The sequence below is a fragment of the Christiangramia echinicola DSM 19838 genome, from assembly GCF_000423065.1.
GTDB classification, from domain to species: domain Bacteria; phylum Bacteroidota; class Bacteroidia; order Flavobacteriales; family Flavobacteriaceae; genus Christiangramia; species Christiangramia echinicola.
Map to the genome: position 1 here is coordinate 87,387 of NZ_AUHG01000012.1, position 26,864 is coordinate 114,250.

Sequence of the window (26,864 nt, forward strand, 5' to 3'; positions counted from 1 at the left end):
CTTTAGATTCGACCGAATCTCTCCCTGGATCAGATTTTCGAACAATAAATGCATTCATTTCTTCCAGGAACGTAATCGAAAATTAGATAATATGTGTTAATCATGTTAGTATTCTATTATAGTAACATTATATAGGATTCCATTTTCAAATATGTTCTTAAAAAATTACATTTGTTCAAAATCGTTCTGATGGCAGGAAATTCCTTTGGTAAAATGTTTAAGCTAACCACTTTTGGCGAATCGCATGGTGTAGCTATAGGTGGTGTAATAGACGGGTGTCCTGCCGGTCTGGAAATAGATATTGAAAAAGTTCAGGATGATCTTAATCGTAGGCGCCCGGGACAATCGGCTATCGTTACTCAAAGGAAAGAACCCGACACGGTAGAATTCTTATCTGGAATCTTTGAAGGCAGATCTACAGGGACTCCTATTGGGTTTGTGATTAAAAACGCGAATCAGAAGTCTAAGGATTACTCTCACATAAAAGATTCTTACCGGCCATCTCACGCAGATTATACCTATGATGAAAAATATGGTGTTCGCGATTATCGTGGTGGGGGAAGATCTTCAGCCAGGGAAACTGCCTGTAGGGTAGTGGCTGGAAGTGTTGCAAAACAGTTACTCCAAAATGTTGAGATAAATGCTTTTGTATCTTCAGTTGGTAAGATTGAATTAACAAAACATTACTCTGAACTCGATTTTTCTGAAATTGAAAAAAACCCGGTACGTTGTCCAGATCCTCAGTTAGCGGCTGAAATGGAAGCTTACATAAAAGAAATTAGGGCAGATGGTGATACCGTAGGCGGTACCGTACAATGTGTTATTAAAAATGTACCTAAAGGATTGGGAGAGCCTGTATTTGATAAATTACATGCCGACTTGGGTAAAGCCATGTTGTCTATCAATGCCGTTAAAGGTTTTGAATACGGAAGTGGTTTTGAAGGAACCAAAATGAGAGGAAGTGAGCATAATGACCATTTTAATACCGACGGTTCTACCAGGACCAACTTAAGTGGTGGTATACAGGGAGGTATTTCCAATGGAATGGATATTTACTTCAAAGTGGCTTTTAAACCCGTTGCTACCCTAATGCAAAAACAGAAAACCATTAATTCTAAAGGGGAAGAGGTAGAAATGCAAGGAAAAGGAAGACATGATCCTTGTGTGGTGCCAAGAGCGGTGCCTATCGTGGAGTCTATGGCAGCTCTGGTAATTGCCGACTTTTTACTTCAGAATAAATCATCGAAAATCTAAATTTAGAAAAACTATAGCATGAAAAAACTTGCACTGCATTGGCAGATTTTATTAGGAATGGCAGCAGGGGTTATCTTTGCTCTTATCTTGACTAATTTCAGTTGGGGAGCAGATTTTGTTAGCGATTGGATCAAACCATTCGGTAATATCTTTATAAACGCTCTTAAATTGATCGCAGTGCCTTTGATCCTTGCATCTTTGATAAAGGGAATATCAGATCTTAAGGATATCTCCAAGCTTTCTAAAATGGGTACCCGAACCATTGCTACATATATTATTACAACGGTTATTGCGGTTACCATAGGTTTGGTCATGGTTAATGTTATAGCACCAGGTAAAACAATTTCAGATGAAACCAGAACAGATCTAATTACCAGCTACGAAGGTGATGCCTCGGTTAGAATTTCAGATGCTCAGAAACAAAAAGATGCTGGACCACTACAGGCGCTGGAAGATCTCGTGCCAAGTAATATTTTTGGTGCCGCCAGTGATAATGGTAATATGTTACAGGTTATATTTTTCGCTATCTTCTTCGGAATAGGATTGATCCTCATCCCTGAAAAGACGGCTAAGCCTGTTAAGGATTTCTTTGATGGATTTAACGAGGTGATCTTAAAGATGATCGACCTTATTATGCTTACTGCACCCTATGGTGTTTTTGCCTTACTAGCCGCGTTAGTGGTAGAATCTCCAAGTACAGATCTTTTCGCCGCGCTGGCTTTGTATGCTTTAACCGTATTAATCGGATTGGCCCTGATGATTGGAGTTTATATTCTATTAGTTTGGATTTTTACGAAGAACAAACCATCGTTCTTTATTAATGGGATTGCACCTGCTCAGCTACTGGCTTTTTCAACCAGCTCAAGTGCAGCAACACTTCCTGTAACTATGGAGAGGGTAGAGGAGCACATGGGAGTTCATAAAGAAGTCACCAGTTTTGTATTACCAATTGGAGCTACAATTAATATGGATGGTACTAGTTTATACCAGGCCGTTGCCGCAGTTTTTATCGCCCAGGCATTTGGTATGGATCTTAGTATTGGTGCTCAATTAGGTATTATTGCTACAGCTACCTTGGCATCTATAGGTTCAGCAGCGGTTCCTGGTGCAGGAATGGTAATGCTGGTAATAGTACTCGCACAGGCCGGAATTCCTGAAGCTGGACTAGCATTAATATTTGCGGTAGACAGGCCGTTAGATATGTGCAGAACTACAGTAAACGTTACCGGGGATGCAGCAGTATCTTTAATGGTGGCGAAATCTGTAGATATGATGGGGCCTCCCAATGTAAAGGAATGGAACGATAATTATAATACAGAAACTAAAACTGTTTCTGAAACCGAAAAAGTTTAATCTAAAAATTTGGCTTTAAGTTCGGGAGTGGGGATCATACATTGTTCCTTTTTCCCGAACCATTTATAGCGGTTATTGGCTATAAAATCATAGATTCCATCCCTAAGAGATTCCGGAATAAATAGGAAATTTTTAAGTAAGGAATATCCTCCTGAAAGATCCCTCGAAATTTCCAGTGCCGCAGTTGATTTTTTGTAATAAGCGACTCCCGGATCTATTAAGATGATCGAATCTAATTCTTCTGGATCAAGACCTCTCTCTGCAACCAGTTCTTTTCCAAAATCACTCTGAAGGGATGCAAACCTGAAAATATCTTTCCTGTCATGTTTAATGATTCGCTGCACTGCACCGTCACAGAGGTTACAAACTCCATCAAAAAGCACTATTTTCTTATGTTCAGGAATCTTATTCATAGTTTATTTTTTTGCAGCCTGAACAAGTTCTAATTGTTCTAATCCAACCGAAGTGGTAAACATACCATAATTTACGATTGCTTTTCCTTTTTCTATATTATCTATAGAACCAACTGCCTTTCCATCTTCAAGACGAACACGATCACCAATTTTTAATTTGGCCTTCGGCTTGTTGGCTTCCTGCTTTTTGATCTCTTCTTCTTTCTTTTTTTCTTCTTTTTTCTTCTCGCGGATAGGCTTTATTTTCTTCTGAACCTCTTGTTTTAGTTGTCGTTCCTTGGCCTTTTTTCTTTTCTGCTCTTTTACATCTTCTTTCTTTCTCTTGGAATTTTCAATTTCCACGATTTTAATGAATTCCCCGATGAGCTCTTTCTTCTTTTTATTGTTGAAATATTTTTCACTGAGATCATTCACCTTCTGGCCTAAATAGATCAAACGTTGATTAGAATCATATAGCTCCTGGTAATTCTCTAGTTTCTGCTGAACTCGTAAATTGATCTCTTCAAGCTTTTCTTTCTCTGCTGCAGCTCTATCTTCTTTTGTCTTTAGAGAATCGGTAGTTTTTCTTAAAACAGATCGTTCTTTCTGAAGTTTTGCGATACTTCTGTCAAACCTGATTTTGCCCTTTTCTACCTTCTTTTTAGACCTGTTTATAAGACTATACGGTATGCCATTCTTCTGAGCAACTTCAAAGGTAAATGAACTTCCAGCTTCACCAACCTGCAGCTTATATATTGGCTCCAGAGTATGATTATCAAACATCATATTCGCATTGCTCATATCTGGCAATTCATTTGCCAGTTTCTTCAAATTGGCATAATGGGTGGTTAGAATTCCATAAGATCCTTTTTCGTAAAATACTTCCAGAAACGTTTCAGCTAAAGCTCCACCCAATTCAGGATCACTTCCAGTTCCAAATTCATCTATCAGGAATAATGTCTTATCATCACATTTCCTGAGGAAATAATTCATATTCTTAAGCCTGTAGCTATATGTACTTAAATGATTTTCAATAGACTGATTGTCGCCAATATCTGTAAGAACTTTGGAGAATAAACACATTCTGCTATACTCATGAACCGGAATAAGGATCCCACTCTGAATCATAACCTGGAGTAATCCTACAGTTTTTAATGTGATACTTTTTCCACCCGCATTTGGACCTGAGATAACCATAATGCGATTATCGGGCATCAGTTCAATACTTTGAGGAAAGGTCTTATCACCTTTCTTTTTATTGTTTAAATAAAGTAATGGGTGATAGGCCTCCATTAGATGAAGTTCTCTTTCTTTAGTGATCTTCGGAAGGATACCATTTATTTTTTCGGCATATTTAGATTTTGCAGAAATAACATCCAGATCACTGAGTAGATCCTGGTATTCTATAAGCACTTCACGATAAGGCCTGGTAAATTCGGTTAGTTCCCTAAGAATTCGTTTTACCTCTTCTTTTTCCTCATATTCAAGGTTATTCAATTCCCTGGTATATCTAAAGGTAGTCTCCGGCTGAATATAAACAATACTTCCGGTTTTGGAATTACCCATAATTCCACCTTTCACCTTTCTCCTGTACATCGCCTTAACAGCAAGGACTCGTACATTCTCAACTACACTTTCCTTGATCTCATCAAGATAGCCATAAGATTGATAATTAGTTAACGCTGAATTGAAACTTGAATTTATTTTTCCGCGAATACTATTAATAGATCTTCTTAGATCCTGAAGCAGGGGAGAAGCATCGTCTTTCATCTCTCCAAAGCGGTCTATGATTCCGTCTATCCTATCTGTAAGGCTTTTATCATATTCGATGTGCGAAACCGTTTCAGACAAGGCAGGATATATTTCACTATACTTTCTGAAAAATTTGAGATGGGTATTTACAATCTCACTTATAGAAGATATTTTTCTAAAACCAGTGATCTCTATAACAGATCCCTCAATACCTAATAATTTAATTTCAGATTGAATAGAATCGAAACCATGATTTGGTATAGGCTGATCCTGGGTTTTAGAATTGAAATATTCATTGGTTTGATCGAGACCAAAAACTGTTTTTTTATAATTTGGATAAGGTTGTATGCTAAGAGCTTTTTCTTTTCCCTGCCCGGTTATGCATAATTCGCTTATCTGCTCACATACTACCGGAAACTCAAGATCATCAAGACTCCTGGAACTAATTTTTATCATATCAATTTTTCCCTACTTTTGAGGCACTGCAAAGTTACTTAATTCTCATGAACGTAAGAATACACGAAAGCTGGAAAAAAGAGCTCAATCAAGAATTTGAAGAAGATTATTTCAAAAACCTTATCAATTTTGTTAAAGAGGAATATACCGAGCATAAATGTTTTCCGCCGGGGAATGAAATATTTTCGGCATTTGATCATTCTACATTTGAAGACACCAAAGTAGTTATTCTCGGTCAGGACCCTTACCACGGTAATGGGCAGGCGAATGGGTTATGTTTTTCAGTGCGGGATGAAGTAAAATTACCGCCATCATTGATAAACATTTTTAAGGAAATAGAGAGTGACCTTAAAAAGCCAATCCCCGCCACTGGAAATTTAGAAAGATGGGCAGACCAGGGAGTTTTGTTATTAAATGCAACACTTACCGTTAGGGCCCACCAGGCAGGTTCTCACCAGAAAAAAGGTTGGGAGGAATTTACAGATAACGTCCTTAAACTGATCTCTGATAAAAAAGAAAATGTTGTTTTTATGCTATGGGGAGGATATGCCAAAAAGAAACTCAGATTAATTGATGACTCGAAACATCTAATATTAACAACAGGTCACCCTTCTCCTTTAAGTGCAAACCGAGGATACTGGTTTGGGAACAAACACTTTAGTAAGACCAACGAGTACTTAAAAGAAAAGGGAGCACAGCCAATTGATTGGTAATTAGAATCTATATCCCAGATTAATCATAAACTGACCAACTATAGTAGGTGAGTTGTCACTGAATAAATTTCTTCCTATACCTGCATTCAGGTCTAGAAGAAATCCTCCTTGAGATACGAATTTTCCACCTAAACCAAAGCCGATGGCAAAATCTGTATAATTTTCAGTTTTATATACATAATTTCCAGATTGTTGATCCAGATAATAATCAACATCATATTCTCCATTAGAGAGCATCCCGAATCCATTTACATAAAAGCCACGGGCATAAGTAGAACTAAAGAAATGCTTATACTTTCCTGTTACAGATGAATTCTTAAAAAAGCCATCACCGTAATAATCATCATTATTAGGATATAGATATCCCTCCACAGCCCAGGTAGAATTTTCATCGATCACTCTTTCGTAGGCAATATCAATGATCCCAAAGGCCACTAGATTAAATGCATTTATGCTTAATTCATTTTTATTGATGTCTCTGCTATCTGGAATGGAATCTTTAGAAGTTTCCTGAGCATAAGATAAAGTAGTTACTAATATCAGGATACTAGCAATAAATAGGTTTTTCATGAAGGGGGTTGATTAAATTGGCCCCGAAAGTAAATATATTCTTTAAACTATAATACGGTTAGGTCTATTTTTTTTTGAAATCTTCAAAATCATACATGAATATCATTAGCTAAACCTTATAAAATTTCAAAAAAAAGGAAGACTAACAAATTGTTTGACTTCCTTTTTTTTTATTTAATACTCCGTTCTTAAGAATTAGTAATCCAACATTCTTACGATCGCAGACTCACCTATAAATAGTTTATTCTCCAATACCCAAAGATTACCTTTTTTATCAAAAGTAATTGCCCCAGGGTAAACGAGTTCGGAAGCAATTTCTTTTTCAACCTCTCCGGTTTCAGTATTGTAAGCCGTGATAGAACCACCTCCCCATGGAATATCTGGTACCACAGACGACAGCCAGCTGTTGGAGTCAAATTGAACCACATATAGAAGTCCGTCAGGTCCCATTTCCAGATCTATAACTGAAGTTAAACCGTTGATCAGGACATTGCATTCTGAAGGTCCGTCTAATTCAGAACACACAAAATTAGTACCATCTGCGGGCATTTTCCAAACCCTCGAAAGGCCAGTTGGAAGTCCTTCAGGGGTTGCACCTGTTAATTCACCTACATAAATATATCCATCATTTCCAATGGCAACTGAAGTTGCTACTGGTTGAACATAACAAGTGATATCATTACTACCATCGGTAGTTTCAAAGAGTTGCATCCATTCGCCTGCCGCATTTAATGGAGGCGTTAAAATGGCCTTCCAGTCTATTTCTCCCTCGGTAGTCGCCTGTAGAACTGTATTACCTGCGGCATCTGCTATTAAAGCTGTTTCTCCGTCGAATGCAGTAACCTTATATGGGTTGTTTTGAGGCCCCGCGTTAAAAACTAAATCTCCATTATCGGTGAATTCTTCTTCACATTGCTGATTTTTCCATTGCGGACCTTCATTGGCATCAGGATCATTATCCCTTTCAAATTTAGCCAGGTCTGCTACCATTCTAACTTTTCCCTGAGAAGCCCTGTATAATTCCCCGTTTGCTGCAAGGTTTGTTCCTGCTGTGGTGAAAAATGCATTACCTGCCCCAATGGACTCTATACCCTGAATATCTGTTTCTGTATCCAGACCAATCATGGTAGTAATTTTTCCATTTTTTATAAGCTGAATACTTCGGTTACCAGAAAATTCATTCAACCCAACCATGATACTTCCATCTGGTGTTGCTGAAATGTCAAATACAATAGCTCCCGGAAATTCGTATGGACCTGCATCCATTGCCTTATTTATTTTAAGATCAGATACTTCCGCCGGGAGCTCATTGATCTCTTTTTCACATGCTGTTACAAAGAGCATTAAGAGGCTGAAAAATAAAAGTTTCCAGCCAGGATTCATTCGTTGAATTTTAGATTTCATAATTATAATTTTGGCTAATAAGTGATTTTTATTTTGTGGGTGGATACATTTAATTCTTATTAGATTTAAGCTGACCCATAAAGCTCATATTCTGGTATTCATTTGTATGTATTGAGGTTTTTAACTGGTTCAAAGACTGTCCGGTTAATACGACATTGTTCCTGGACTTCTTTTTATCTATATAATGCATCTCTGTGACCAATCCTTCCGAAAATTGTTTGAGCAGCCTGGGATCAATGTCGGGCATATTCATGTCCATAGGTCCTGAAAAATTAAATAGATTGCTCATCTCGATAGGAGCTTCGGTAGTATGATATACCTGAACAATAAATTCATCATTTTCAATCTCCATCCCTTTACTGTTATACCCCATGATAGTTTTATCTGGTAATTTTCTTATTTCTAATTCACCAATATCATCAGCTTTTTTTGGTTTTTGCATTGGATGTATCTGAAGGAACTTACTACCTCCAGATTCTATGAACATAACCAGGGCATTTATGGTTAAATCAAACACCATCATCGCTCCATCCAGGCTACCAGAATTCATATTTTCTACTGAGATTCCCTGATAATTTGTATTCTTCCTGAGTAGAACCACGAGGTCAAATGGATCTTTTTTTTGATTTTCCATTTCCATTTTTAATCTATATTTCCAATCAAACTCATAGGTTGCAGGTAGATCTTCTGTGCCAAGATCACTGTTTTCCAGGTTTTTTGTCATAGAGTCCATGCTCTTATGAGATATACCTGCAGAATCATTATCAACGTTCTCACCACTATCTATTCCCTGATCTCTACTATTTTCTCCCGGAGGCGTAGCATCCGCACCGGCCAGAAACAGGTCTTGAAATGGCATTTTCACCTCTACGGCATCTGGTAAACTAACCGAGACGGGTTGGTAGGTGAACTTATAACTTCCATCTCCCTGAGTTTGCTGTGTATTTACATTTGCATAGATTTCAGATAGGCGTCCCTGGCTATCAAAAAGTACCCAGGACCCCTTATATTCAGGATCTGTATAAATAAATTTAGGGCAGTCACCGCCATCAGGGCAGGGGGCTGTAGTTTCCTCATAATCTTCAGATCTAAAATGTTCAGGTTTGTAGATAAAAGCCCATTCAACAATCTGGAAAGTATTCATATTTAATCCCTGCTCCTTAAGTTTTTTTGAAGCATTCAAAGATGGTTCGGCAGGAAGCTTTAGAATTCCCATAGACATCATTGGCATCATGAAAGACATCGCGTCAGACTTCATTAGTCCAGTTTTTTCCCAGCGATTTTCACCTTCATTAAATCCATATTGAAAGCCTTCACTGTCTATGAAGATGGGTTTGTCGCTATTGGGAGCTACACCACGCGCAGCGATTTCATCACTATCAAAATAATATTCACTCCCTTTTCCCTTACTATCAGACGTTTTTACTATCACATCTGAGGTGTAAAAAGCTTGCTTGGCATGTGTATTAATTAACTTAGCCTCATTCTTACTTTTAGAATAACTAGTTGGACTATTTTCTTTAACATTGTTAGAGTTTTTATCATTACCAGTAATTCCATCTATAGATCCTTCTACTGTTTTCTCGGTTTGTTGTTCGGTTTTTTTCAGGAGAACCTTTTCAGTAGTTTTTTCTACCTTCTTCTTAAGCTTTTTTAGTATCTGTGAATCTGCAGTATGACCTGCAAATAAGAAACATAATGCTACTAGAATATACTTCGCTTTCATGACATCTACATTTTGGTTTCACACAAAAGCATAGATTAAAAGGCTATAATAGCAAGGTGAATGGGGAAAATAAAGGGGGGGGAGTTGGGAGAATTCGGGTAAATTATATCACTGATATTTCAGTCAGAAACAAATATACAAAGTAAATGTTTCAATTTCAATAAATTGATTATCAATTAAATAACACTTTATTTCAGGGCTATTAGTAATGACTGAATGGCATTTATATTGAGTTTACACCTATTTAAAATTTATAGATCGTGAGTTAAATTTTCTATAGCTACTTTTTTATTGATAAGATTCAGGTCAATTAAATTTTTCTGAACTATTTCAAGATCTTCTTCGCTAATTTGCGTCTGGCTCCATCTGGTAAGATCCAGCCACTTTCTGATATCTTCTAATTTCTGCTGATACCTTTCGGATAACTGAATATCGATATTTTTTTGAAGTTTGAAGTTTTCGGTTTCAGCATTAAGGACCTGAAGCATCAAATTTAAAGCTTCAGATTCATTTTTAATACATTCATCTGTAGCAGCTATCACAAAGCATGGCCATGGGGTAGGGCAGTCTGCAACAAGCCTGAAGGTACAATCATCTACCAGAGGTTTTGTTGTAAAATGTTCCCACATGAAGTACTGAGCATCATCATTTTTTAAAGCCTTTATTGCTCCCTCTAGATTATTAATGATCTCGAAGTCCAGTTTATTTAAATCCCAGTTCTTGTGTTGTGCATTCACATAAGCCATTAAATGAGAACCACTACCTTCTCTACTTATAGCAGCTTTAGTTCCCTCAAGGTCCTGGATATCTTTATATTTTGAACGGGCATCTACATGAATTCCCCAAATTAAAGGGCTGGCAATATATGTCTGGATGATCTTGCTTGGGTTACTATTAATAATATCTCTAATAACGCCTTCGGTTAATATCACTGCTACATCAATTTCTCCAGATCTAAGAGCCTTACACATGGCACCAGTTCCTTCCGGAAAATCTTTCCAGATCACATTGACACCTGCATTTTTAAACTTATCATTTTCAATACATAGGTGCCAGGGAAGATTAAAATGTTCCGGAACACCACCAACTCTTATTGTTTTCATGATGTATGTTTTTCTTTTAGATATTCGTAGATCTCATATTGTGATCGAATCTTCTTTTCTCCTTTTTTCCTTTCCACATATTGATTGGTCTCCTCAGGATCTTGAATTCTTGCCTTTACATTATCGCTAAGTTGAATTTCCAGTATATCCTTAAATTCTTTCTTTACATCTTCATCAAGTACAGGGGAGATAACTTCAATTCTTCTGTCAAGATTCCTGTTCATCCAATCTGCGCTACCATAATACATTAGCTCGTTACCGTCATTTTCAAAAAGATAGATCCTGCCATGCTCCAAATATCTATCAACTACACTAGTTATATAGATATTTTCACTCAAGCCCTTCACACCTGGAATTAAACAGGTGAATCCGCGTATTAGCATTCTCACCTCTACACCGGCATCACTTGCCTTATACAAAAGTTCAATCATTTCCTGGTCCTCAAGACTATTCATCTTGGCTGTGATCCTGGCCTTTTTACCAGCTCTGGCGTTTTCAATCTCGTTGTAAATGAGTTTAATAAATTCCTGTCTGGTTGAAAATGGAGAGATCAATAGGTTCTTTTCCCGGGGGATAATTAATTCGCCTTCAAGAACTTTAAAAAGTCTCTCGAGCTCCTTAGTAATATTACTGTTAGCTGTGAAAATAGCATGATCACAATAGATCTCTGAAGTTTCACTATTAAAATTACCTGTTCCAATATAGGCGTAACGCATCTTCCTGTCACCTTCCTGTCTGGTAATTAGCATTATTTTGGAGTGAACTTTTACTTTAGGATAACTGTAAATTACATTCGCCCCCTTTTCTTCAAATTTTCGCCCCCAGCTTATGTTATTTTCTTCATCAAATCTAGCCTTAGCTTCAACAAAGACGGTTACACGCTTGCCATTTTCAACGGCTTTCATCAAAGAATTGGTAAGATCAGATTCATCTGCGACGCGATATAAGGAAATACTAATCTCGGTCACCTGGTCATCTTCTGCGGCCATCTTCACAAATTTTTCAACATAAGAAAAGGACATGAATGGAAAATGTAAAGACTGATCTTTCTTAGCGATGTCCTTAAAGTAATTTGTGCTTTTGTCCAGAACTTTATGTGGTAAGGCAGGTAATTCTTTAAAGTGTAATTTTTTATTATCAGTAGGATTAGGGAAGGAGAAGAAATCCTTAAAATTATGATATTGCCCGCCTGGCATCATATCTATTTTCCCAAGTTTCAGTAATTTCCTGATCTTCTTTTGAACCTCTTTGGGCATATTTGCGTCGTAAAGCAACCTGGTTGGCTGTCCATCTGTACGCTGCTCTAGAGAGCTATAAATTTTCTCCGCGAGAACACCTTCGTATATATCATCAATGTACAGTTCAGCATCTCGGGATAATTTAATCTCATAAATTCCATTAATATCATCTTCCGGAAATATCTTATAGGCTTCATTCCTTATAATTTCATCCAGGTAAGTGATTTCATGGTTATTATCATCTTTATTTAAAGTAACGAATCTACCGCAATCCTCTACGGGAATGTTTACTACGGCAATATTATCCTCGTTCTTAAAGGTAATAAGGAAATATAGAACTGAATTCTCTAAAAAGAGCTCGTTTTCCTTTTTAAGATTAAGCCTTATAGGTTTTAAGTGCTTTTCAATTTTAGTATTAAAGAATGAACTTAGAAATTCCTTATGTTCAGATTTAAAATGATTGGCATCTAAAATGTGAATCCCATTTGCAGCAAGTTCTGGAATGATCTCTTTGTGATAAATATCACCAAATCTATCTTGCTGATCTTTAACCTTTTCAATGATCTGTTTAGTGATCCTGGAAGGTCTGAGAGCTAGTTTTTTACGTATGCTCTTTTTTACCCTTTTCATCTGTCGAAGCTGGGAAACTCTAACCCTGAAATATTCGTCCAGATTTGAAGAGAAAATAGCCAGGAATTTGATCCTTTCGTATAAAGGATTTATCTTATCCGTGGCCTCCTGAAGAACCCTCTCATTAAAACTCAACCAGTTCAGATCTCGGTGTCTGAATCGGTCATCATTAGGTTGCTGCATGGATCTAGATTTGTTTAATCAAAAATACAAAGTACTCCATGCTTTGCTTTTAATATATTGTTAAATAAGACAGCTATGTTACGATCTTTTCCAGGCAGTATTTTATTAGTTTATCCATCATTTCCTTTGCGTTTTCAGCAAATTCTCCAGAGGCACGGTTTGCCAATACAAGGTTCATAGAAACTGCATTGTGTCCTAGTAATTTTGCCATTCCGTAGATTCCAGATGTTTCCATTTCCAGGTTGGTAATTGAATAACCTTTATAAATGAAATCGCTTATTTTATTATTCATTTCCCTGTCTGGAACATCAGCTCTTAATATCCTGGCCTGCGGACCGTAAAAACCAACATTGGTGCCAGTAAACCCTTTGATTGTAGAACTGGAACTTAGTCTTTCAATAAGTTCCTTTCCGCCTTCTACCACATAAGGCATGGCTTTTTTAGCAGACCATCCTGTTTGTTCTACAAAAGCTTCAGCAATATCATTTTTCAGAAAGCTATCGTCCTTATAATAATGCATAAGACCATCAAAACCTAAGGCCATTTCACTAATGATAAACGCGTCTACAGGAATTTCTTTTCTAATAGACCCGGTAGTACCAATTCTAATAATATCAAGGCTGGACAATTCATCTTTGATCTTCTTAGCTTTCAGATCTATATTTACTAAGGCATCAAGTTCTGTTAAGGCAATATCGATATTATCTGTTCCCATTCCCGTTGACATTACGGTAATTCGTTTCCCTTTATAAGTACCTGTATGGGTGTTGAACTCTCTTTTTTCTTTTTTAAGTTCTATAGTATCAAAATGATCACTTACGGTAGAAACTCTTCCCGGATCGCCTACAGTTATAACGGTGTTGGCTATATCTCCAGGTAAAAGCCCGAGGTGGTATATAGACCCGTCTTCATTCAGGATTAGTTCAGATGCTTTTAAACTCATTTTATAATTTTAATAATCGGTGAGATTCGGCTTCATAAAGGAAATCATACATTTTGGCACCTCCAAAATATTCTTCATTATTCAGATCTCTGTAAAAATTCTTTTTATTGGCGAGTACCAGTTCTCCCTTTTCAGAAAGAATAAGCTTTTCTCCATCATCCTTATAGAAAATTTCAAGTTTATCCAGAAGTCTTTTCATCTGGTTATCACTGTATCCATAGTAACCCTGGTATTGCAAAGCATAACCAAGAAGATGGTTTTGATTCTTAATATTTTGATTTTCTATAAGTTTAAGGATATTTCTTTCTAGAGTATTTATACCCGTTATACTATTGGGAAACCTCTCGATATGTGCCCTGATACAACTGGATAAATATTCAAAATTAGTGGTGACTTTTATCTGAGGCTTAAGTTTCAATGGATTGTCTCCGCAATAAAGTTCCCAGATCAACAAAGCAGCTTCAATATCTTCGGTATTTAGCTTAATACTGTTCTGATAGTGATTTTTTAGTTCTTTTGGACCGAGTTGAGATAAAGGTTGAAACTCTTTTTCACCCTTCAATTTTTTACTGCAAACCAGAGAGATAGGTACTGGTTTATTCTTTTTGTCCAGACAACTAATAGCCGCCAGCATATTAATATGGCAAAACAGGTCAAATTCAAACCATAGAACTACTTCATCATAGTCTTGAAAAGTCTTCAACTTTTTTACTTCGGCTATAAACCTTTCCTCATAATTCTCTGATGAGATATCATAGGTTTTGCGTAGAAATTTCTTTCTGATTTTAAAAAATTCAGAATTAATATCTTGCCGGGTAGGTCCTTCACAAAGTAATTCTCTCCATATGATAAGCTCGCCAGGCAAATTTAATTCCTGCATCTGCTCTGCCAAACTATCACCATTTACAATGTGTAGGATCCTTTTATCCATTTTTATGTATTAAAAAAGCGTGTTAGATTAACCTCCAACACGCTTTACATTATAACCTTCTTTTTTCAGGATCTGCATTATTTTTTCCCGGTCATCACCCTGAATAATAATTTCACCTTCTTTGGTAGAACCACCAACACCACACTTTTTCTTCAACATTTTGCCCAGTGAAATAAGTTCTTCTTCAGGACCTTGAAAACCTTTGATAATAGTTACGGTTTTTCCTCCACGTCCTTTATTACTAAAATGAGCTTCGAGTTCCTGTTCTCCCGGCGAAAGTTCTTCCTGTGACTGACCATTAGAATATTCAGATTCATCAAAATCATCGTTTGTAGAAAAAACAAAACCCCCGAGATCTTCCAGACCTAATTTCTTTTTTGCCATATTTATTTTTTAGCCAGTCCTATTTCTATAAGGCGCTGATTCAAAAATTCACCGGCAGTGATATCTTCATATTGTTTTGGGTGATCTTCATCTATACATTCTTCAAGACAATCCAGTTTCATTTCACTACGTGGATGCATAAAGAAAGGGATAGAATATCTAGGTTTTCCCCATTCCTCCTTTGGCGGGTTAATCACTCTGTGAATTGTTGACCTTAACTTATTATTGGTGTGTCTTTCTAACATATCACCAACGTTAATAACCAGTTCATCTTCCTGAGGAATAGCGTCGATCCATTCTCCATCTTTTCTTAATACCTGAAGTCCACCTGTAGAAGCACCCATTAATAAGGTAATAAGGTTTATATCTCCATGAGCTCCAGCTCTAACCGCTCCTTTAGGCTCTTCCTGAATAGGAGGGTAATGGATAGGTCTTAAAATGCTGTTTCCGTTGCTAGCCCAATGATCAAAGTAAAATTCATCAAGGCCAATATATAAGGCAAGAGCTCTTAGTACATAGATACCAGTTTTTTCAAGCATTCTATATGCTTCCATTCCGGTATGATTAAAATCTTTTAATTCCTCAACCTTTACATTGTCTGGATATTCTTCAGTAAGATTAGCGTCTTCTGAAGGTTCCTGACCAAAATGCCAGAATTCCTTAAGATCTCCTTCTTTTTTACCTTTTGCATGTTCCTTTCCAAAAGAAATATATCCTCTCTGGCCAGCAAGACCTTCGATCTCATATTTCTGTTTAGTTTCTAAAGGAAGTTCAAAAAATGATTTTACTTCTTTGTACAATTCTTCAACAAGCTCATCACTTAAAAAGTGATTTTTTAATGCCACGAAGCCTATTTCTTCATAAGCTTTACCAATCTCGTTTACAAATTTCTCTTTGCGTTTAGGATCGTCAGATAGAAAATCTGCAAGATTCACGCTTGGGATATTATTCATTGCCATTTTTAGAAGTATTTAAATTTATGGTAACAGGCAAAGTTAAGTAAAATTAGGCGATATGCTTATTCTTTATATTTTTCTTAGCAAATGGAAATTTAATTACATTTGATTCATAAACTTATTTTATGGTCTCCAATAAACCCCATTCTCAGTCAATCATTTTCAATGATTATGGCTATTCCCAGGAAAAATTATTAGATCTGTATTCTTCAATGCTGAAGCCCAGAATGATAGAAGAGAAAATGCTAATTCTTTTAAGACAGGGAAAGATTTCCAAATGGTTTAGCGGGATTGGACAGGAAGCTATTTCTGTTGGAGTCACCAAAGCTATGCAGGAAGATGAATATATACTCCCCATGCATAGAAATCTTGGCGTATTCACGAGTAGAAATATACCTTTAAATCGCCTGTTTTCTCAATGGCAAGGGAAAGCTTCCGGCTTCACAAAAGGTAGGGATCGTAGTTTTCATTTTGGAACTCAGGAATTTAAAATAGTTGGTATGATCTCTCACCTTGGACCTCAAATGGGTGTTGCAGATGGTATTGCTCTAGGGCATATATTAAAAAACGAACAAAAGGTTTCAGCTGTGTTTACAGGAGAAGGAGGTACCAGTGAAGGAGATTTTCACGAGGCTTTGAATATTGCTTCGGTATGGGATCTTCCGGTTCTATTTTGCATAGAAAATAACGGCTACGGATTATCCACTCCAACGACAGAACAATTCCGCTGTAAGGACCTTGCAGATAGAGGTGCTGGATATGGTATGGAATCCCATATTATTGATGGGAATAACATCCTCGAAGTATATGAGAAGATTTCAGGAATAACCGAAAGCATGAGGGTAGATCCACGACCTGTCTTAATTGAATTTAAGACCTTCAGAATGCGTGGGCATGAAGAGGCTAGTGGTACCAAATATGTTCCTCAGAAATTAATGGATGAGTGGGAACAAAAAGATCCCATCATGAATTTTCAACAGCATCTTTATGATAAGGGAATTCTTAATGATGAATTATTGAATGAAATAAGAAAGGATATACAAGCTGAAATTGATGAAAACCTTCAACTTGCTTTTTCTGAAAATTCTATTGAATCTAATTCAACTAAAGAATTGAATGATGTGTTCGAAAAATTTGTATACCAGGAAGTTAGTGCTGATTCAGAAAAGGAAAACATACGCTATGTAGATGCAATTTCCAGGGCATTAAAAGAATCTGTGCAGCGCCATGATAATCTGGTGCTCATGGGTCAGGATATCGCCGATTACGGAGGTGTTTTTAAGATTACCGAAGGTTTTTCAGAAGAATTTGGAAAAGACCGAATTAGAAATACTCCTATTTGCGAGTCTGCTATTGTTGGAACAGCCATGGGGCTTTCTATTAATGGCATGAAGGCGATGGTAGAAATGCAGTTCAGCGATTTTGTAAGTTCTGGTTTCAACCCTATTGTAAATTACCTGGCGAAAATTAAATACAGATGGGATCAGAATGCTGATGTCGTAATAAGAATGCCTTGTGGTGGTGGAGTAGGAGCAGGTCCATTCCACAGCCAGACGAATGAAGCATGGTTTACCAAAATACCTGGATTAAAAGTTGTTTATCCTGCTTTCCCTTACGATGCGAAAGGTTTATTAAATACGGCCTTTAATGATCCTAACCCGGTACTTTTCTTTGAGCATAAGGCATTATACAGGAGTATCAGGCAGGATGTGCCTGTAGATTACTATACGCTGCCATTTGGTAAAGCTTCAATAATAAAAGAAGGTTCTCAGGCAAGTATTATTACTTATGGTGCCGGTGTTCACTGGGCATTAGAGATTATTGAAGAAATGGGCTATAATAATGTAGAACTCATTGACCTTAGAAGTTTACAGCCTTTAGATGTAAATAGTATTTGTGAATCTGTGACCAAAACTGGAAAAGCGATCATTTTAACTGAAGATTCATTATTTGGAAGTTTAGCCTCAGAAATAGCTGCGCTAATATCTGAAAATTGTTTTGAGAGTCTTGATGCTCCTGTAATGAGAGTAGGTAGTCTTGAAACTCCAATCCCATTTGCTCAAAACCTTGAGAAAGAATATCTACCTAAAGATAGGTTCAGAGATAAACTACAGGATTTAATAGAATATTAATAAGCTTTATTATTAAACCACGATTAATTAAGAACCCTTAACAAAACCACTGTTAAATTATTAATAATCTTTTGTTGAAGGTGAGTTGCTACTGTAATTTAGATTTGACTAATCAATTAAAACATATTAATTATGGTACGTTTAATCGTTATTTTTCTGATTATCGCAATCATTGCCGCAATCTTTGGTTTCGGTGGAGTTGCTGAAGGAGCAGCAGATATTGCGAAGATTATATTTTATATTTTCTTGGTTCTGTTAGTGATTTCACTTCTAAGCAGACTATTCAGAAGATAGAAAACAATCATTTAATACAATCCAATGTGTTTTATGCATACCATAATACACATTGGATTTTTATTTTAAATCAAATCTACAATGAAGAAGTATTTAATTTTATTTGCCGTAGCTGCTTTAATAGCCTCATGTGGCGGAACCAGTAAAGTGGCCAAAGAAGCTCGAAAAACTTTCGACGGTGACTGGACATTAACCAGTATTACCTATCCTAGTAATCCTGGGGATTTTAATGTAACTCTATTCAATGAGGCTTCGGCTTCCTGTTTTGAGAATAGTACCTGGGATTTTGTGTCGAATAACAATCGTGGCACATATACTGTAAGTGGTGTAGGGTGTGATGGAAATACAAATTATTTCATCTGGTCTATTGATGAAGAAAACACACCAACAGGTGTTTATGATTTTCTTTTGAAACCTACGAACGATGATTATAAATCTACCACAGGTAATCAGGGATTCAGGATGAATCTTAAAAGTTTAACTGATACAAATATGGTATGGGAGCAGACTGTAAGTTTAGATGGATCTCCATTTACTATAAGAATGAATTTTTCAAAATAATAAATAAATCAAACAAGCTATGAAGACAATTTTCAATAAAATGTTCGCAATACTGGTAGTATCCAGCCTTTTATTTGGTTGTGAAGCGACTAAGAATGCGAATAATAAACAAAAAGGAGCCGTGATTGGCGCAACTGGTGGAGCCGTGATAGGTGGTGTTATTGGTAATAATACCGGTGACGGAAATACTGCCTTAGGATCTATTATAGGAGGTGTTGTAGGTGGTGCTGCCGGTGCGATCATTGGTGATCGTATGGATAAGCAGGCTAAGCAAATCGAAGAAGAGATCCCTGGAGCTGAAGTAGAGCGTGTAGGTGAAGGTATTAATGTAACTTTTGATGAATCCAGTGGTGTATATTTTGATACGGAGAAATACAATATCAACTCCAAGTCTCAAGCTACACTTAATAAACTGGCCGATATATTTAAAGAATATCCTAATTCTAACGTATTGGTAGAAGGTCATACAGATAATACCGGTAGTGATAGTTATAACCTCACTCTTTCAAAAAACAGAGCACAGGCCGTAACCGGTTATCTTGTAGATGCTGGAATAGATAAAAGCAGGTTTACTACAAAGTGGTATGGTGAAACTCAGGCAAAATATGATAATTCTACTGCAGAAGGTCGTTCAAAGAACCGTAGAGTGGAACTTGCTATTGTTGCTAATGAGGAGCTTAAGGAGCAAGCTAAGAAAGAAGCTGAACAGAAAGAAGAGAATTAAAAAAGTCAACTTTGTGAACTTTAATTTAAATCCCGGAACTATTCCGGGATTTTTTTATTCTTTTAAGTAAATTGATAAGGTGAAAAAGACCCAGGTTATAATTATTGGAGGTGGACTTGCAGGATTAACTGCGGCGATTGACCTACGCCTAAAAGGAGTTGAAGTAACCTTATTCGAAAAAAATGAATATCCGCATCATAAAGTTTGTGGCGAATATTTATCGAATGAAGTCCAGCCTTATCTAAACTCCCTGGGAATCGAATTAAGTTGTTTAGCTGCTCCCAAAATAAATAAACTGGAATATTCTTCATGCCCTGGTAATCTTATTAATTGTGATCTGGATATGGGCGGTATCGGAATTAGTAGATTTGGATTAGATCAACATCTATATAAAAAAGCGATCGGCCTAGGTTGTACAATTGTTTTTTCCGCCGTTAATGAGGTGATCTTCACTGAAAATAACTTTAGGGTGAACTGTGGAAATAATGAAGAATATCACTCAGATTTTGTATTAGGAGCTTTTGGTAAACGGTCTAATATAGATAAAAAGCTGGAGCGTGATTTCTTCAAAAACCAGGCGGGATGGCTCGCGGTAAAAGCTCACTACAAAAATTCAAAATATCCGGAAGAACTGGTTTCCCTGCATAATTTTAAGGGAGGCTACTGTGGTCTTTCCAGGACTGAGATGAATTCTATTAATGTATGTTATCTGGCTACTTATTCTAGTTTTAAGAGGTACAAAAATACGGTTGACTATAAGAATGAAGTATTAATGAGAAATCCACGTCTAAAAGAATTCTTTGAAAATTCTGAAATGATATTTGATAAAGAATTGACTATAGCCCAGGTGAATTTCGAAAAGAAGACCTTGATAGATGATCATATCATTATGATAGGAGATTCGGCCGGACTCATTCATCCTTTATGTGGTAATGGTATGGCGATGGCTATTCACAGTGCGAAAATGGCAGCTAACGAAATCGATCAATATTATAAGAACAAATCTTTTAGTAGATTGGATGTAGAAAATAATTACCAGGTTGGCTGGGGTAAAAATTTCAATAAACGAATAAAAGCCGGCAGGATTTTACAAAGAGTTTTGCTAAATGATTCATTATCAAACTTATCACAAAGCATTATTCGTCGGTTCCCGGGAGTAATACCCCATATTATTAAAAGTACGCACGGAAAACCTGTTTATGTTTAAGATAGATACTTCTAAGAGAACCGATGAAAGCGAGATCATGGATGATTTCGACTTACAGGGCGAAGAACTTGGTAGGACGCTTAATGATCTCGATAACATTAATTCCTGGTTAGGAGGAAATAAGATCACCATTAAAGGAGTGGAAAAACTTCTTCAAAAGGGATCGCCAAAAAATACTATTAGCATCGCCGATATTGGTTGTGGTAATGGTACAATTCTCAGGAAACTTGCAGATTGGGGAAGAAAAAATGGATATAATCTGGAACTGGTTGGGATCGATGCAAACACCCATGCCATAGCAATTGCTGAAGATCTTTCAGCAGAATATTCTGAAATTAGCTTCAGAAGCCTGAACATTTTTAGTGAAGAATTTCGAAAACTGAATTTCGATATAATCCTTTGTACCTTAACCTTGCACCATTTTAAGGATTCACAGATCATCAATCTATTAAATCAATTATACGTTCAATCAAATACAGGAGTAATAATTAATGATCTTCATCGCAGCAGTGCAGCCTATATATTATTCAAAGCCTTTTGTGGAGTATTTGTAGATAATGAGATTGCCAGGAAAGATGGCCTTATTTCTATTTTAAGAGGTTTCAAGAGAGCTGATCTTAACAGATATAAAAAACAAATTCTGGCGAAAAACCACTCTATAAGGTGGAAATGGGCATTTAGATATCAATGGATCATAGAAAAAGAACCTAATAACTTATGAGTGTAAAAATTGTAAAGGTCGAAAAAGAATTACCTCAATATTCCAGAGAAACCAGGGATATTCTTCCTTTTGTAGAGCAATGGTTAGATGGGCAGGAAGAAAGATTCCGGCGAAAGATCCTTAAGATCTTTGAGAGCGCAGGAGTTGATAAGAGATATTCTATAATGTCACCAGAGGAAGTATTTACCAATACTTCATTTGAGGATAAAAACAATATATATATAAGGGAAGTCAAAAAATTAGGTAATAACGTTCTAAAAAAGGCTTTAAATAATTCTAACTGGAAACCAGATTCTCTGGACTATATAATTACGGTGAGTTGCACCGGTATAATGATACCATCCTTAGATGCGTATCTAATCAATGAACTTGATCTTAGACAGGATATCACACGCCTTCCTGTAACCGAGATGGGTTGTGCTGCAGGAATATCAGGAATGATCTATGCTTATAATTTTTTAAAAGCCAATCCTGGAAAACGTGCTGCGGTAATAGCCGTTGAAAGCCCTTCAGCAACTTTTCAACTGGATGATTACAGTATGGCAAACATGGTGAGTGCAGCAATTTTCGGTGATGGCGCAGCTTGCGTTCTAATGTCTTCAGAAGAGAATATTCAGGGTCCTAAAATAATTGGAGAGGAAATGTACCATTTTTATAACGCTACCCATATGATGGGATTCGATCTAAAAAATAGTGGTTTACAAATGATCTTGGATCCAGAAGTTCCTTCAACGATTTCAGAACATTTTCCTGAGATCATACATCCATTTTTAAGAAGGCATAATACTTCAATAGAAAACGTGGAGCATTTGATATTTCATCCAGGAGGTCGGAAAATTGTACAGACGGTTTCTGATCTTTTTGGTAACTTAGGAAAGAATATTGACGATACCCGGGAAGTATTGCGTTTATATGGCAATATGAGTAGTGCAACAGTTCTGTATGTACTCGAGCGATTTCTTGATAAAGATATTCCGAAAGGAGAGCAGGGGATAATGCTCAGTTTTGGTCCGGGATTTTCAGCACAAAGAATTTTAATAGAATGGTAGCAGAATTTAAAGATCAGAATTACTGGGCACTTATTCTTGGCGGAAGTAGTGGTCTGGGGTATGCCAGTGCAAAGAAACTCGCCAAACATGGTATGAATATCATCATAATTCACCGGGATCGAAGAAGTGAAGTTCCGGATATTGAAGAGGCTTTTGATGAAATTCGTGAATCTGGAGTGCAATTTGAAAGTTTTAATGCCGATGCAGTTAGAAAGGAAAGCAGAGAAGAATTAGTAGGTAAAATAAAGAATCTCCTTGGTGAAAATGGGAAAATAAGAACCCTTTTGCATAGTATAGCGAAAGGAAACCTTAAACCAATGTTAGGCGAAGAAGGCATTCTAGAAAATATAGATTTCCAGTTAACTATAGACGCCATGGCAATAAGCTTATACGACTGGACTCAGGCGATATTTAGAAATGATCTTTTTACTAAAGATGCCCGGGTAATTTCATTCACCAGCGACGGAAATAAAAAAGCATGGAAAAATTATGCGGCGGTATCTGCTGCAAAGGTTACCCTGGAAGCACTTACTAGAAGTATGGCTTTAGAGTTTGCCAGGCATGGGATTAGAGCAAACTGTATACAGGCGGGAATAACGGTTACCAGGTCTTTCCAGATGATCCCCGGAAATGAAACTCTTAGGGTTCATGCCTTGAAGCACAATCCGTTTAGAAGACTCACCGTACCCGATGATGTAGCTAACGTAGTTTATCTTTTAAGTAAAGATGAAGCTGGCTGGATCACCGGAACTATTATTCCTGTAAATGGTGGAGAACACTTAATGTAAATGCAGGAAATACTTGAACAATTACCTTATTCTGATCCTTTTCTTTTTGTGGATGAGATCCTTAAAATAGATGCTGATTCTATAGAGGGATCATATACTTTTTCTGCAAATTCAGAATTTTATAAAGGTCATTTCAAAAATCACCCAGTAACTCCGGGAGTTATTTTAACTGAATGCATGGCTCAAATTGGGGTAGTATGCCTTGGTATTCATCTTCTAAATAAAGAAGACGATGATAAAAGAAAAGCTAAGATCGCCTTGACTTCAACAGACATGGAGTTTCTAAAACCTGTTTATCCCGGAGAAAAAGTAAAGGTAGTTTCAACTAAACAGTATTTTAGATTCAATAAACTAAAATGTCGCGTTGAAATGTTCAATTCAGAAGATTCCCTGGTTTGTAGAGGAACAATCTCAGGAATGATCCTGAAAAATAAATACGAAGAATAAATGCCAAAACGAGTTGTTATAACTGGAATGGGCGTTGCAGCACCCAATGCCGTAGGTCTTTCAAATTTCAATAATGCATTGAAGCAAATGAAAAGCGGTATTCGTTTTTTCCCCCAGTTACAAGACTTGAATTTTAGTTGCCAGATAGCAGGCAAACCAGAGATTTCTAAAGAACTATTGAACAAATACTTTACCCCTTTACAACTTCGTGGATTAAATAGTAGCGGGATTGTTTATGGGGTGATTTCAGGGGTAGATGCGTGGAATGATGCTGGCCTGGATATATTGGAAACCGAATCTCCAGACTGGGATTCCGGGATTATATTTGGAACTGGTATCCTTGGTGTGGATAAATTCCGTGAGGCCATACATCTAATAGATGAAGGGAAAACCAGACGACTTGGAAGTACCAGTGTGATGCAAACCATGGCTAGCGGAATTAGTGCCTATCTCGGAGGTATTCTTGGTTGCGGGAACCAGGTGACAACCAATTCCTCAGCCTGTACCACAGGAACAGAAGCTCTTTTGATGGGGTTTGAAAGGATCCAGTCTGGAAAAGCAAAACGTATGCTGGTTGGAAGCTGCAGCGATCACGGCCCATATATATGGGGAGGTTTTGACGCAATGAGGATATTACCGAATAAATATAATGATGATCCTGAAAAAGCTTCCAGGCCCATGAGCGAGAGTGCTTCAGGATTTGTTCCGGGTAGTGGAGCAGGAGCTCTGGTGTTGGAAGATCTTGATTCAGCTTTAGAAAGAGGGGCAAGGATATATTGTGAAGTATTAGGAGGCGAAGTAAATAGTGGAGGTCAAAGGGCAGAAGGAAGCATGACCGCTGCAAATAATGAAGCTGTTATCAGGTGTATTCAAAATGCATTGAAAAATTCTGATGTCGATCCTAACGAGATCGATTCTATTAATGGACATTTAACGGCAACAACAAGAGATTCAGTAGAAATTGACAATTGGACCAGAGCCTTAAATCGCAGGGGTGAAGATTTCCCCTATATTAATTCTCTTAAAGGTATGACAGGCCATTGTTTGAGTGCTTCAGGTTCCATAGAATGCATTGCCTCGGTACTTGAAATCTATAATGAGTATATATTCGGGAATTTAAATGGTGAGGATAAACATCCTGATATTTTAAAATTGATCGATGCTGAAAGTATTCCTGATGCTAAAATTGAAAGAAAAATTAATATTTTGGCCAAGGCCAGTTTTGGTTTCGGAGATGTGAATGCCGTGACCATATTTAAAAGATATATTACTTAATTATTTTGCTATGAGTGATAAAGAGATCATTAATAAAATTAAAAAGATCGTGGAGCCTTATGTACAAAGGCTGGAAGGTTTAAAGAATTTTCAGGAAGAGACTGATTTTCTAAACGATCTCCAGATCAATTCAGCAAACCTGGTAGATGTTGTGTTAGATGTGGAAGACGAATTCGATATTGAGATCGATAATGACTCTATGGAAGGTATGCTGACGGTGGGAGACGCAAAATCCATTATTGAAAGGAAATTGATGACCAGATGATTGGTAATGATATCATAGATCTGAAAATTGCCAGAGCCGAGGGGAAGTCTGATGATACTAGATTTATAGATAAGGTATTCACCGAATTTGAGAGATCTCTAATTCTCAATTCTCAGGATCCTGAACTACATTTATGGATCTTATGGTCCATGAAAGAAGCGGCTTATAAAGCGCATCAGAGAATATATGATCTTCCACGAAAATTGAATCCCAGATCATATGAATGTCAATATTTTCATCAAGAAAATTCTGGTAAGGTAAGTATAGGATCATTTGAATATAGTATTGATGTTCAAACCACTTCTGAATATATTCATAGTATTACTTCCAGTGGGGCGTTAATCCAGATGGCCTTTTTCAATGGGCAGACTTCAAGATCTGAGCTACTCGCTAGATTTTTATCCATAAATTCAATTGAAATGGATGAGATTAAACTCTATAAAGACTTTAATGGAGTTCCTTCTATTCCCTTAAAAAACTCACCAAAAAAATTACCAATTTCACTAAGTCATCACGGGAATTTTACAGCTTTTGCCATTCCGTTAATTAACTCCTAAAAGCAGTTAAACATTTAAAAACTAGTTTGACCTCTCGTGCCTTGTTTTGTATCTTCAATCATCAATTAAAAAATCATTTATATATGAAGACAGTAGATAAGATGGAGGTGATTCATAGCCAGTCGGCTGAGTTTATTCAACAAGGTGAAACAGGTAAATTTTTAAAATTGATCCCTGATACTTTTGTAATAAAAGGAGAAAAAGAAAATGGTGTTTTTAATCAGGGATATGCAATTAGACACCTTAACCGAAGAGATATGCTGCTAATAGATGTTGTAGAGAAATCTACAAAAGATGCAGTAAAGAAATTAGTAGAAGAAGGATATAATATTAAAGGTATTTTGATTACCTGTGATGCAGTTTTAAAATCTGCATATGCAGATCTCAAAACCATTTCTGAAGATGCCGGAGGTGCTCCGATCTTTGCTCATCCAAGAAACAATTTCAAAGACGATTTTAAAACAAAAGATATCACAGGAAAAGATAAATCCCTGGATAGTTTTGATATTAATATTTTTGACCTTCCAGGTAACGAAGGTGCTTCGGTCGTGGTTTATACTGAAATCAATGACGGAATGCTATTTCCAGGTGAAGATGCCGTAGGTTCTGACTATGATTCTGAACTAAACACTTTTATTCGTCCTGAAAAGAAAAATGAGAATAACGATTTTGGACTGGCTGAGAGCTGGGCTGCTTTTGATACTCCATTTAGTTTCTTATTTCCAAGAAAAGGAAAACCAGGCTTTAACCTTGAAGAAGGAGAGCAGATAGATATTTTAAATAAATTAGGTAAAAGTTAATTTACGCAGAAAATAATTTTCCCGAAAGGGCTGTTTCGGAAGAGTATTTTTGACCA

Annotated in this window: 27 protein-coding genes; 16 read left to right on the top strand and 11 right to left on the bottom strand. The window is 36.8% G+C overall.

The window, feature by feature from the left end:
* The first annotated feature begins 189 nt into the window (after positions 1-189).
* Together aroC and G530_RS0109670 are read left to right on the top strand one after the other, a co-directional pair.
* Positions 190-1,254 carry a chorismate synthase gene (aroC, locus tag G530_RS0109665; RefSeq protein WP_026934340.1) on the top strand — a complete coding sequence of 355 codons (1,065 nt, stop codon included), beginning with the start codon at positions 190-192 and terminating at the stop codon, positions 1,252-1,254.
* An 18-nt stretch (positions 1,255-1,272) separates the two neighbouring features.
* Entirely contained in the window at positions 1,273-2,607 is a 1,335-nt protein-coding gene (locus G530_RS0109670; protein WP_026934341.1) for a dicarboxylate/amino acid:cation symporter, read from the top strand.
* Here G530_RS0109670 and G530_RS0109675 read toward each other — a convergent pair.
* Together G530_RS0109675 and G530_RS0109680 are read right to left on the bottom strand one after the other, a co-directional pair.
* Entirely contained in the window at positions 2,604-3,020 is a 417-nt protein-coding gene (locus G530_RS0109675; RefSeq protein WP_026934342.1) for a thiol-disulfide oxidoreductase DCC family protein, read from the bottom strand. The genes G530_RS0109670 and G530_RS0109675 overlap by 4 nt on opposite strands.
* Before the next feature lie 3 nt (positions 3,021-3,023).
* Positions 3,024-5,207, bottom strand: a complete 2,184-nt coding sequence (locus tag G530_RS0109680; RefSeq protein WP_026934343.1) for an endonuclease MutS2 — start codon at positions 5,205-5,207, stop codon at positions 3,024-3,026.
* Between the two features lie 47 nt (positions 5,208-5,254).
* Here G530_RS0109680 and G530_RS0109685 point away from each other — a divergent pair, with 47 nt between their 5' ends.
* A complete protein-coding gene (locus G530_RS0109685) occupies positions 5,255-5,920 on the top strand; it encodes a uracil-DNA glycosylase (protein ID WP_026934344.1) in 666 nt (221 codons plus the stop codon).
* Here G530_RS0109685 and G530_RS0109690 read toward each other — a convergent pair whose 3' ends face one another.
* From G530_RS0109690 to G530_RS0109730, 9 genes are all read right to left on the bottom strand, one after another.
* Positions 5,921-6,490 (bottom strand): hypothetical protein, encoded by a 570-nt coding sequence (locus G530_RS0109690; RefSeq protein ID WP_026934345.1) that lies wholly within the window; start codon positions 6,488-6,490, stop codon positions 5,921-5,923.
* A 195-nt stretch (positions 6,491-6,685) separates the two neighbouring features.
* A complete protein-coding gene (locus G530_RS0109695) occupies positions 6,686-7,894 on the bottom strand; it encodes a ScyD/ScyE family protein (protein WP_156888620.1) in 1,209 nt (402 codons plus the stop codon).
* Positions 7,895-7,943: 49 nt separating this feature from the next.
* The gene (locus G530_RS0109700; protein ID WP_026934347.1) at positions 7,944-9,620 is read right to left on the bottom strand and encodes a hypothetical protein; all 1,677 of its coding nucleotides are present in this window, start codon (positions 9,618-9,620) and stop codon (positions 7,944-7,946) included.
* 251 nt (positions 9,621-9,871) lie between these two features.
* Positions 9,872-10,723, bottom strand: a complete 852-nt coding sequence (locus G530_RS0109705; protein WP_026934348.1) for a substrate-binding domain-containing protein — start codon at positions 10,721-10,723, stop codon at positions 9,872-9,874.
* Entirely contained in the window at positions 10,720-12,774 is a 2,055-nt protein-coding gene (gene ppk1 / locus G530_RS0109710; protein WP_026934349.1) for a polyphosphate kinase 1, read from the bottom strand. Before ppk1 ends, G530_RS0109705 begins: the two co-directional genes overlap by 4 nt.
* Before the next feature lie 73 nt (positions 12,775-12,847).
* Positions 12,848-13,717 carry a nucleoside phosphorylase gene (locus G530_RS0109715; protein WP_026934350.1) on the bottom strand — a complete coding sequence of 290 codons (870 nt, stop codon included), beginning with the start codon at positions 13,715-13,717 and terminating at the stop codon, positions 12,848-12,850.
* A 1-nt stretch (position 13,718) separates the two neighbouring features.
* Complete coding sequence (locus tag G530_RS0109720) at positions 13,719-14,648, bottom strand: DUF1835 domain-containing protein (RefSeq protein ID WP_026934351.1); 930 nt, start codon at positions 14,646-14,648, stop codon at positions 13,719-13,721.
* Positions 14,649-14,675: 27 nt separating this feature from the next.
* Positions 14,676-15,032, bottom strand: a complete 357-nt coding sequence (locus tag G530_RS0109725; RefSeq protein ID WP_026934352.1) for a translation initiation factor — start codon at positions 15,030-15,032, stop codon at positions 14,676-14,678.
* Between the two features lie 2 nt (positions 15,033-15,034).
* Positions 15,035-15,985: an isopenicillin N synthase family dioxygenase gene (locus G530_RS0109730; protein WP_026934353.1), complete on the bottom strand. Its 951-nt coding sequence runs from the start codon at positions 15,983-15,985 to the stop codon at positions 15,035-15,037.
* 128 nt (positions 15,986-16,113) lie between these two features.
* Between G530_RS0109730 and G530_RS0109735 the strand changes: the two genes are divergently transcribed.
* The 13 genes from G530_RS0109735 (at position 16,114) to G530_RS0109795 (ending at position 26,808) form a co-directional block, all read left to right on the top strand.
* A complete protein-coding gene (locus G530_RS0109735; RefSeq protein WP_051199754.1) occupies positions 16,114-18,120 on the top strand; it encodes an alpha-ketoacid dehydrogenase subunit alpha/beta in 2,007 nt (668 codons plus the stop codon).
* Between the two features lie 132 nt (positions 18,121-18,252).
* Positions 18,253-18,414 carry a DUF1328 family protein gene (locus G530_RS17520; protein ID WP_026934355.1) on the top strand — a complete coding sequence of 54 codons (162 nt, stop codon included), beginning with the start codon at positions 18,253-18,255 and terminating at the stop codon, positions 18,412-18,414.
* 81 nt (positions 18,415-18,495) lie between these two features.
* A complete protein-coding gene (locus G530_RS0109745) occupies positions 18,496-18,975 on the top strand; it encodes a lipocalin family protein (RefSeq protein WP_026934356.1) in 480 nt (159 codons plus the stop codon).
* A gap of 19 nt (positions 18,976-18,994) precedes the next feature.
* Positions 18,995-19,699 (top strand): YiaD family glycine zipper/OmpA-like lipoprotein, encoded by a 705-nt coding sequence (locus tag G530_RS0109750; protein ID WP_026934357.1) that lies wholly within the window; start codon positions 18,995-18,997, stop codon positions 19,697-19,699.
* A 79-nt stretch (positions 19,700-19,778) separates the two neighbouring features.
* Complete coding sequence (locus tag G530_RS0109755) at positions 19,779-20,906, top strand: NAD(P)/FAD-dependent oxidoreductase (RefSeq protein WP_026934358.1); 1,128 nt, start codon at positions 19,779-19,781, stop codon at positions 20,904-20,906.
* Positions 20,899-21,627 carry a methyltransferase domain-containing protein gene (locus G530_RS0109760; protein ID WP_026934359.1) on the top strand — a complete coding sequence of 243 codons (729 nt, stop codon included), beginning with the start codon at positions 20,899-20,901 and terminating at the stop codon, positions 21,625-21,627. The genes G530_RS0109755 and G530_RS0109760 overlap by 8 nt, the downstream gene beginning before the upstream one ends.
* Positions 21,624-22,676 carry a type III polyketide synthase gene (locus G530_RS0109765; protein ID WP_026934360.1) on the top strand — a complete coding sequence of 351 codons (1,053 nt, stop codon included), beginning with the start codon at positions 21,624-21,626 and terminating at the stop codon, positions 22,674-22,676. The genes G530_RS0109760 and G530_RS0109765 overlap by 4 nt, the downstream gene beginning before the upstream one ends.
* Positions 22,670-23,464 carry an enoyl-ACP reductase FabI gene (locus tag G530_RS0109770; protein WP_026934361.1) on the top strand — a complete coding sequence of 265 codons (795 nt, stop codon included), beginning with the start codon at positions 22,670-22,672 and terminating at the stop codon, positions 23,462-23,464. The genes G530_RS0109765 and G530_RS0109770 overlap by 7 nt, the downstream gene beginning before the upstream one ends.
* On the top strand, positions 23,465-23,911 hold the full coding sequence (locus G530_RS0109775; protein WP_026934362.1) for a 3-hydroxyacyl-ACP dehydratase FabZ family protein: 447 nt from the start codon (positions 23,465-23,467) through the stop codon (positions 23,909-23,911).
* Positions 23,912-25,186: a beta-ketoacyl-[acyl-carrier-protein] synthase family protein gene (locus tag G530_RS0109780; protein ID WP_026934363.1), complete on the top strand. Its 1,275-nt coding sequence runs from the start codon at positions 23,912-23,914 to the stop codon at positions 25,184-25,186.
* Between the two features lie 10 nt (positions 25,187-25,196).
* Positions 25,197-25,451 (top strand): acyl carrier protein, encoded by a 255-nt coding sequence (locus tag G530_RS0109785; protein ID WP_026934364.1) that lies wholly within the window; start codon positions 25,197-25,199, stop codon positions 25,449-25,451.
* Positions 25,448-26,008: a 4'-phosphopantetheinyl transferase superfamily protein gene (locus G530_RS17350; RefSeq protein WP_026934365.1), complete on the top strand. Its 561-nt coding sequence runs from the start codon at positions 25,448-25,450 to the stop codon at positions 26,006-26,008. Before G530_RS0109785 ends, G530_RS17350 begins: the two co-directional genes overlap by 4 nt.
* 83 nt (positions 26,009-26,091) lie before the next feature.
* Complete coding sequence (locus tag G530_RS0109795) at positions 26,092-26,808, top strand: hypothetical protein (protein ID WP_026934366.1); 717 nt, start codon at positions 26,092-26,094, stop codon at positions 26,806-26,808.
* Positions 26,809-26,864: the final 56 nt, after the last annotated feature.

Excerpts from the sequence above, each read along its gene's own strand:
- G530_RS0109700 (WP_026934347.1), bottom strand. The coding sequence starts at position 9,620 with ATGAAAGCGAAGTATATTCTAGTAGCATTATGTTTCTTATTTGCAGGT.
- G530_RS17520 (WP_026934355.1), top strand. The coding sequence starts at position 18,253 with ATGGTACGTTTAATCGTTATTTTTCTGATTATCGCAATCATTGCCGCA.
- G530_RS0109725 (WP_026934352.1), bottom strand. The coding sequence starts at position 15,032 with ATGGCAAAAAAGAAATTAGGTCTGGAAGATCTCGGGGGTTTTGTTTTT.
- G530_RS0109735 (WP_051199754.1), top strand. The coding sequence starts at position 16,114 with ATGGTCTCCAATAAACCCCATTCTCAGTCAATCATTTTCAATGATTAT.
- G530_RS0109745 (WP_026934356.1), top strand. The coding sequence starts at position 18,496 with ATGAAGAAGTATTTAATTTTATTTGCCGTAGCTGCTTTAATAGCCTCA.
- G530_RS0109775 (WP_026934362.1), top strand. The coding sequence starts at position 23,465 with ATGCAGGAAATACTTGAACAATTACCTTATTCTGATCCTTTTCTTTTT.
- G530_RS0109695 (WP_156888620.1), bottom strand. The coding sequence starts at position 7,894 with ATGAAATCTAAAATTCAACGAATGAATCCTGGCTGGAAACTTTTATTT.
- aroC (WP_026934340.1), top strand. The coding sequence starts at position 190 with ATGGCAGGAAATTCCTTTGGTAAAATGTTTAAGCTAACCACTTTTGGC.
- G530_RS0109730 (WP_026934353.1), bottom strand. The coding sequence starts at position 15,985 with ATGAATAATATCCCAAGCGTGAATCTTGCAGATTTTCTATCTGACGAT.
- G530_RS0109675 (WP_026934342.1), bottom strand. The coding sequence starts at position 3,020 with ATGAATAAGATTCCTGAACATAAGAAAATAGTGCTTTTTGATGGAGTT.
- G530_RS0109795 (WP_026934366.1), top strand. The coding sequence starts at position 26,092 with ATGAAGACAGTAGATAAGATGGAGGTGATTCATAGCCAGTCGGCTGAG.
- G530_RS0109690 (WP_026934345.1), bottom strand. The coding sequence starts at position 6,490 with ATGAAAAACCTATTTATTGCTAGTATCCTGATATTAGTAACTACTTTA.
- G530_RS0109685 (WP_026934344.1), top strand. The coding sequence starts at position 5,255 with ATGAACGTAAGAATACACGAAAGCTGGAAAAAAGAGCTCAATCAAGAA.
- G530_RS17350 (WP_026934365.1), top strand. The coding sequence starts at position 25,448 with ATGATTGGTAATGATATCATAGATCTGAAAATTGCCAGAGCCGAGGGG.
- G530_RS0109765 (WP_026934360.1), top strand. The coding sequence starts at position 21,624 with ATGAGTGTAAAAATTGTAAAGGTCGAAAAAGAATTACCTCAATATTCC.
- G530_RS0109760 (WP_026934359.1), top strand. The coding sequence starts at position 20,899 with ATGTTTAAGATAGATACTTCTAAGAGAACCGATGAAAGCGAGATCATG.
- G530_RS0109720 (WP_026934351.1), bottom strand. The coding sequence starts at position 14,648 with ATGGATAAAAGGATCCTACACATTGTAAATGGTGATAGTTTGGCAGAG.
- ppk1 (WP_026934349.1), bottom strand. The coding sequence starts at position 12,774 with ATGCAGCAACCTAATGATGACCGATTCAGACACCGAGATCTGAACTGG.
- G530_RS0109780 (WP_026934363.1), top strand. The coding sequence starts at position 23,912 with ATGCCAAAACGAGTTGTTATAACTGGAATGGGCGTTGCAGCACCCAAT.
- G530_RS0109670 (WP_026934341.1), top strand. The coding sequence starts at position 1,273 with ATGAAAAAACTTGCACTGCATTGGCAGATTTTATTAGGAATGGCAGCA.
- G530_RS0109680 (WP_026934343.1), bottom strand. The coding sequence starts at position 5,207 with ATGATAAAAATTAGTTCCAGGAGTCTTGATGATCTTGAGTTTCCGGTA.
- G530_RS0109705 (WP_026934348.1), bottom strand. The coding sequence starts at position 10,723 with ATGAAAACAATAAGAGTTGGTGGTGTTCCGGAACATTTTAATCTTCCC.
- G530_RS0109715 (WP_026934350.1), bottom strand. The coding sequence starts at position 13,717 with ATGAGTTTAAAAGCATCTGAACTAATCCTGAATGAAGACGGGTCTATA.
- G530_RS0109770 (WP_026934361.1), top strand. The coding sequence starts at position 22,670 with ATGGTAGCAGAATTTAAAGATCAGAATTACTGGGCACTTATTCTTGGC.
- G530_RS0109750 (WP_026934357.1), top strand. The coding sequence starts at position 18,995 with ATGAAGACAATTTTCAATAAAATGTTCGCAATACTGGTAGTATCCAGC.
- G530_RS0109785 (WP_026934364.1), top strand. The coding sequence starts at position 25,197 with ATGAGTGATAAAGAGATCATTAATAAAATTAAAAAGATCGTGGAGCCT.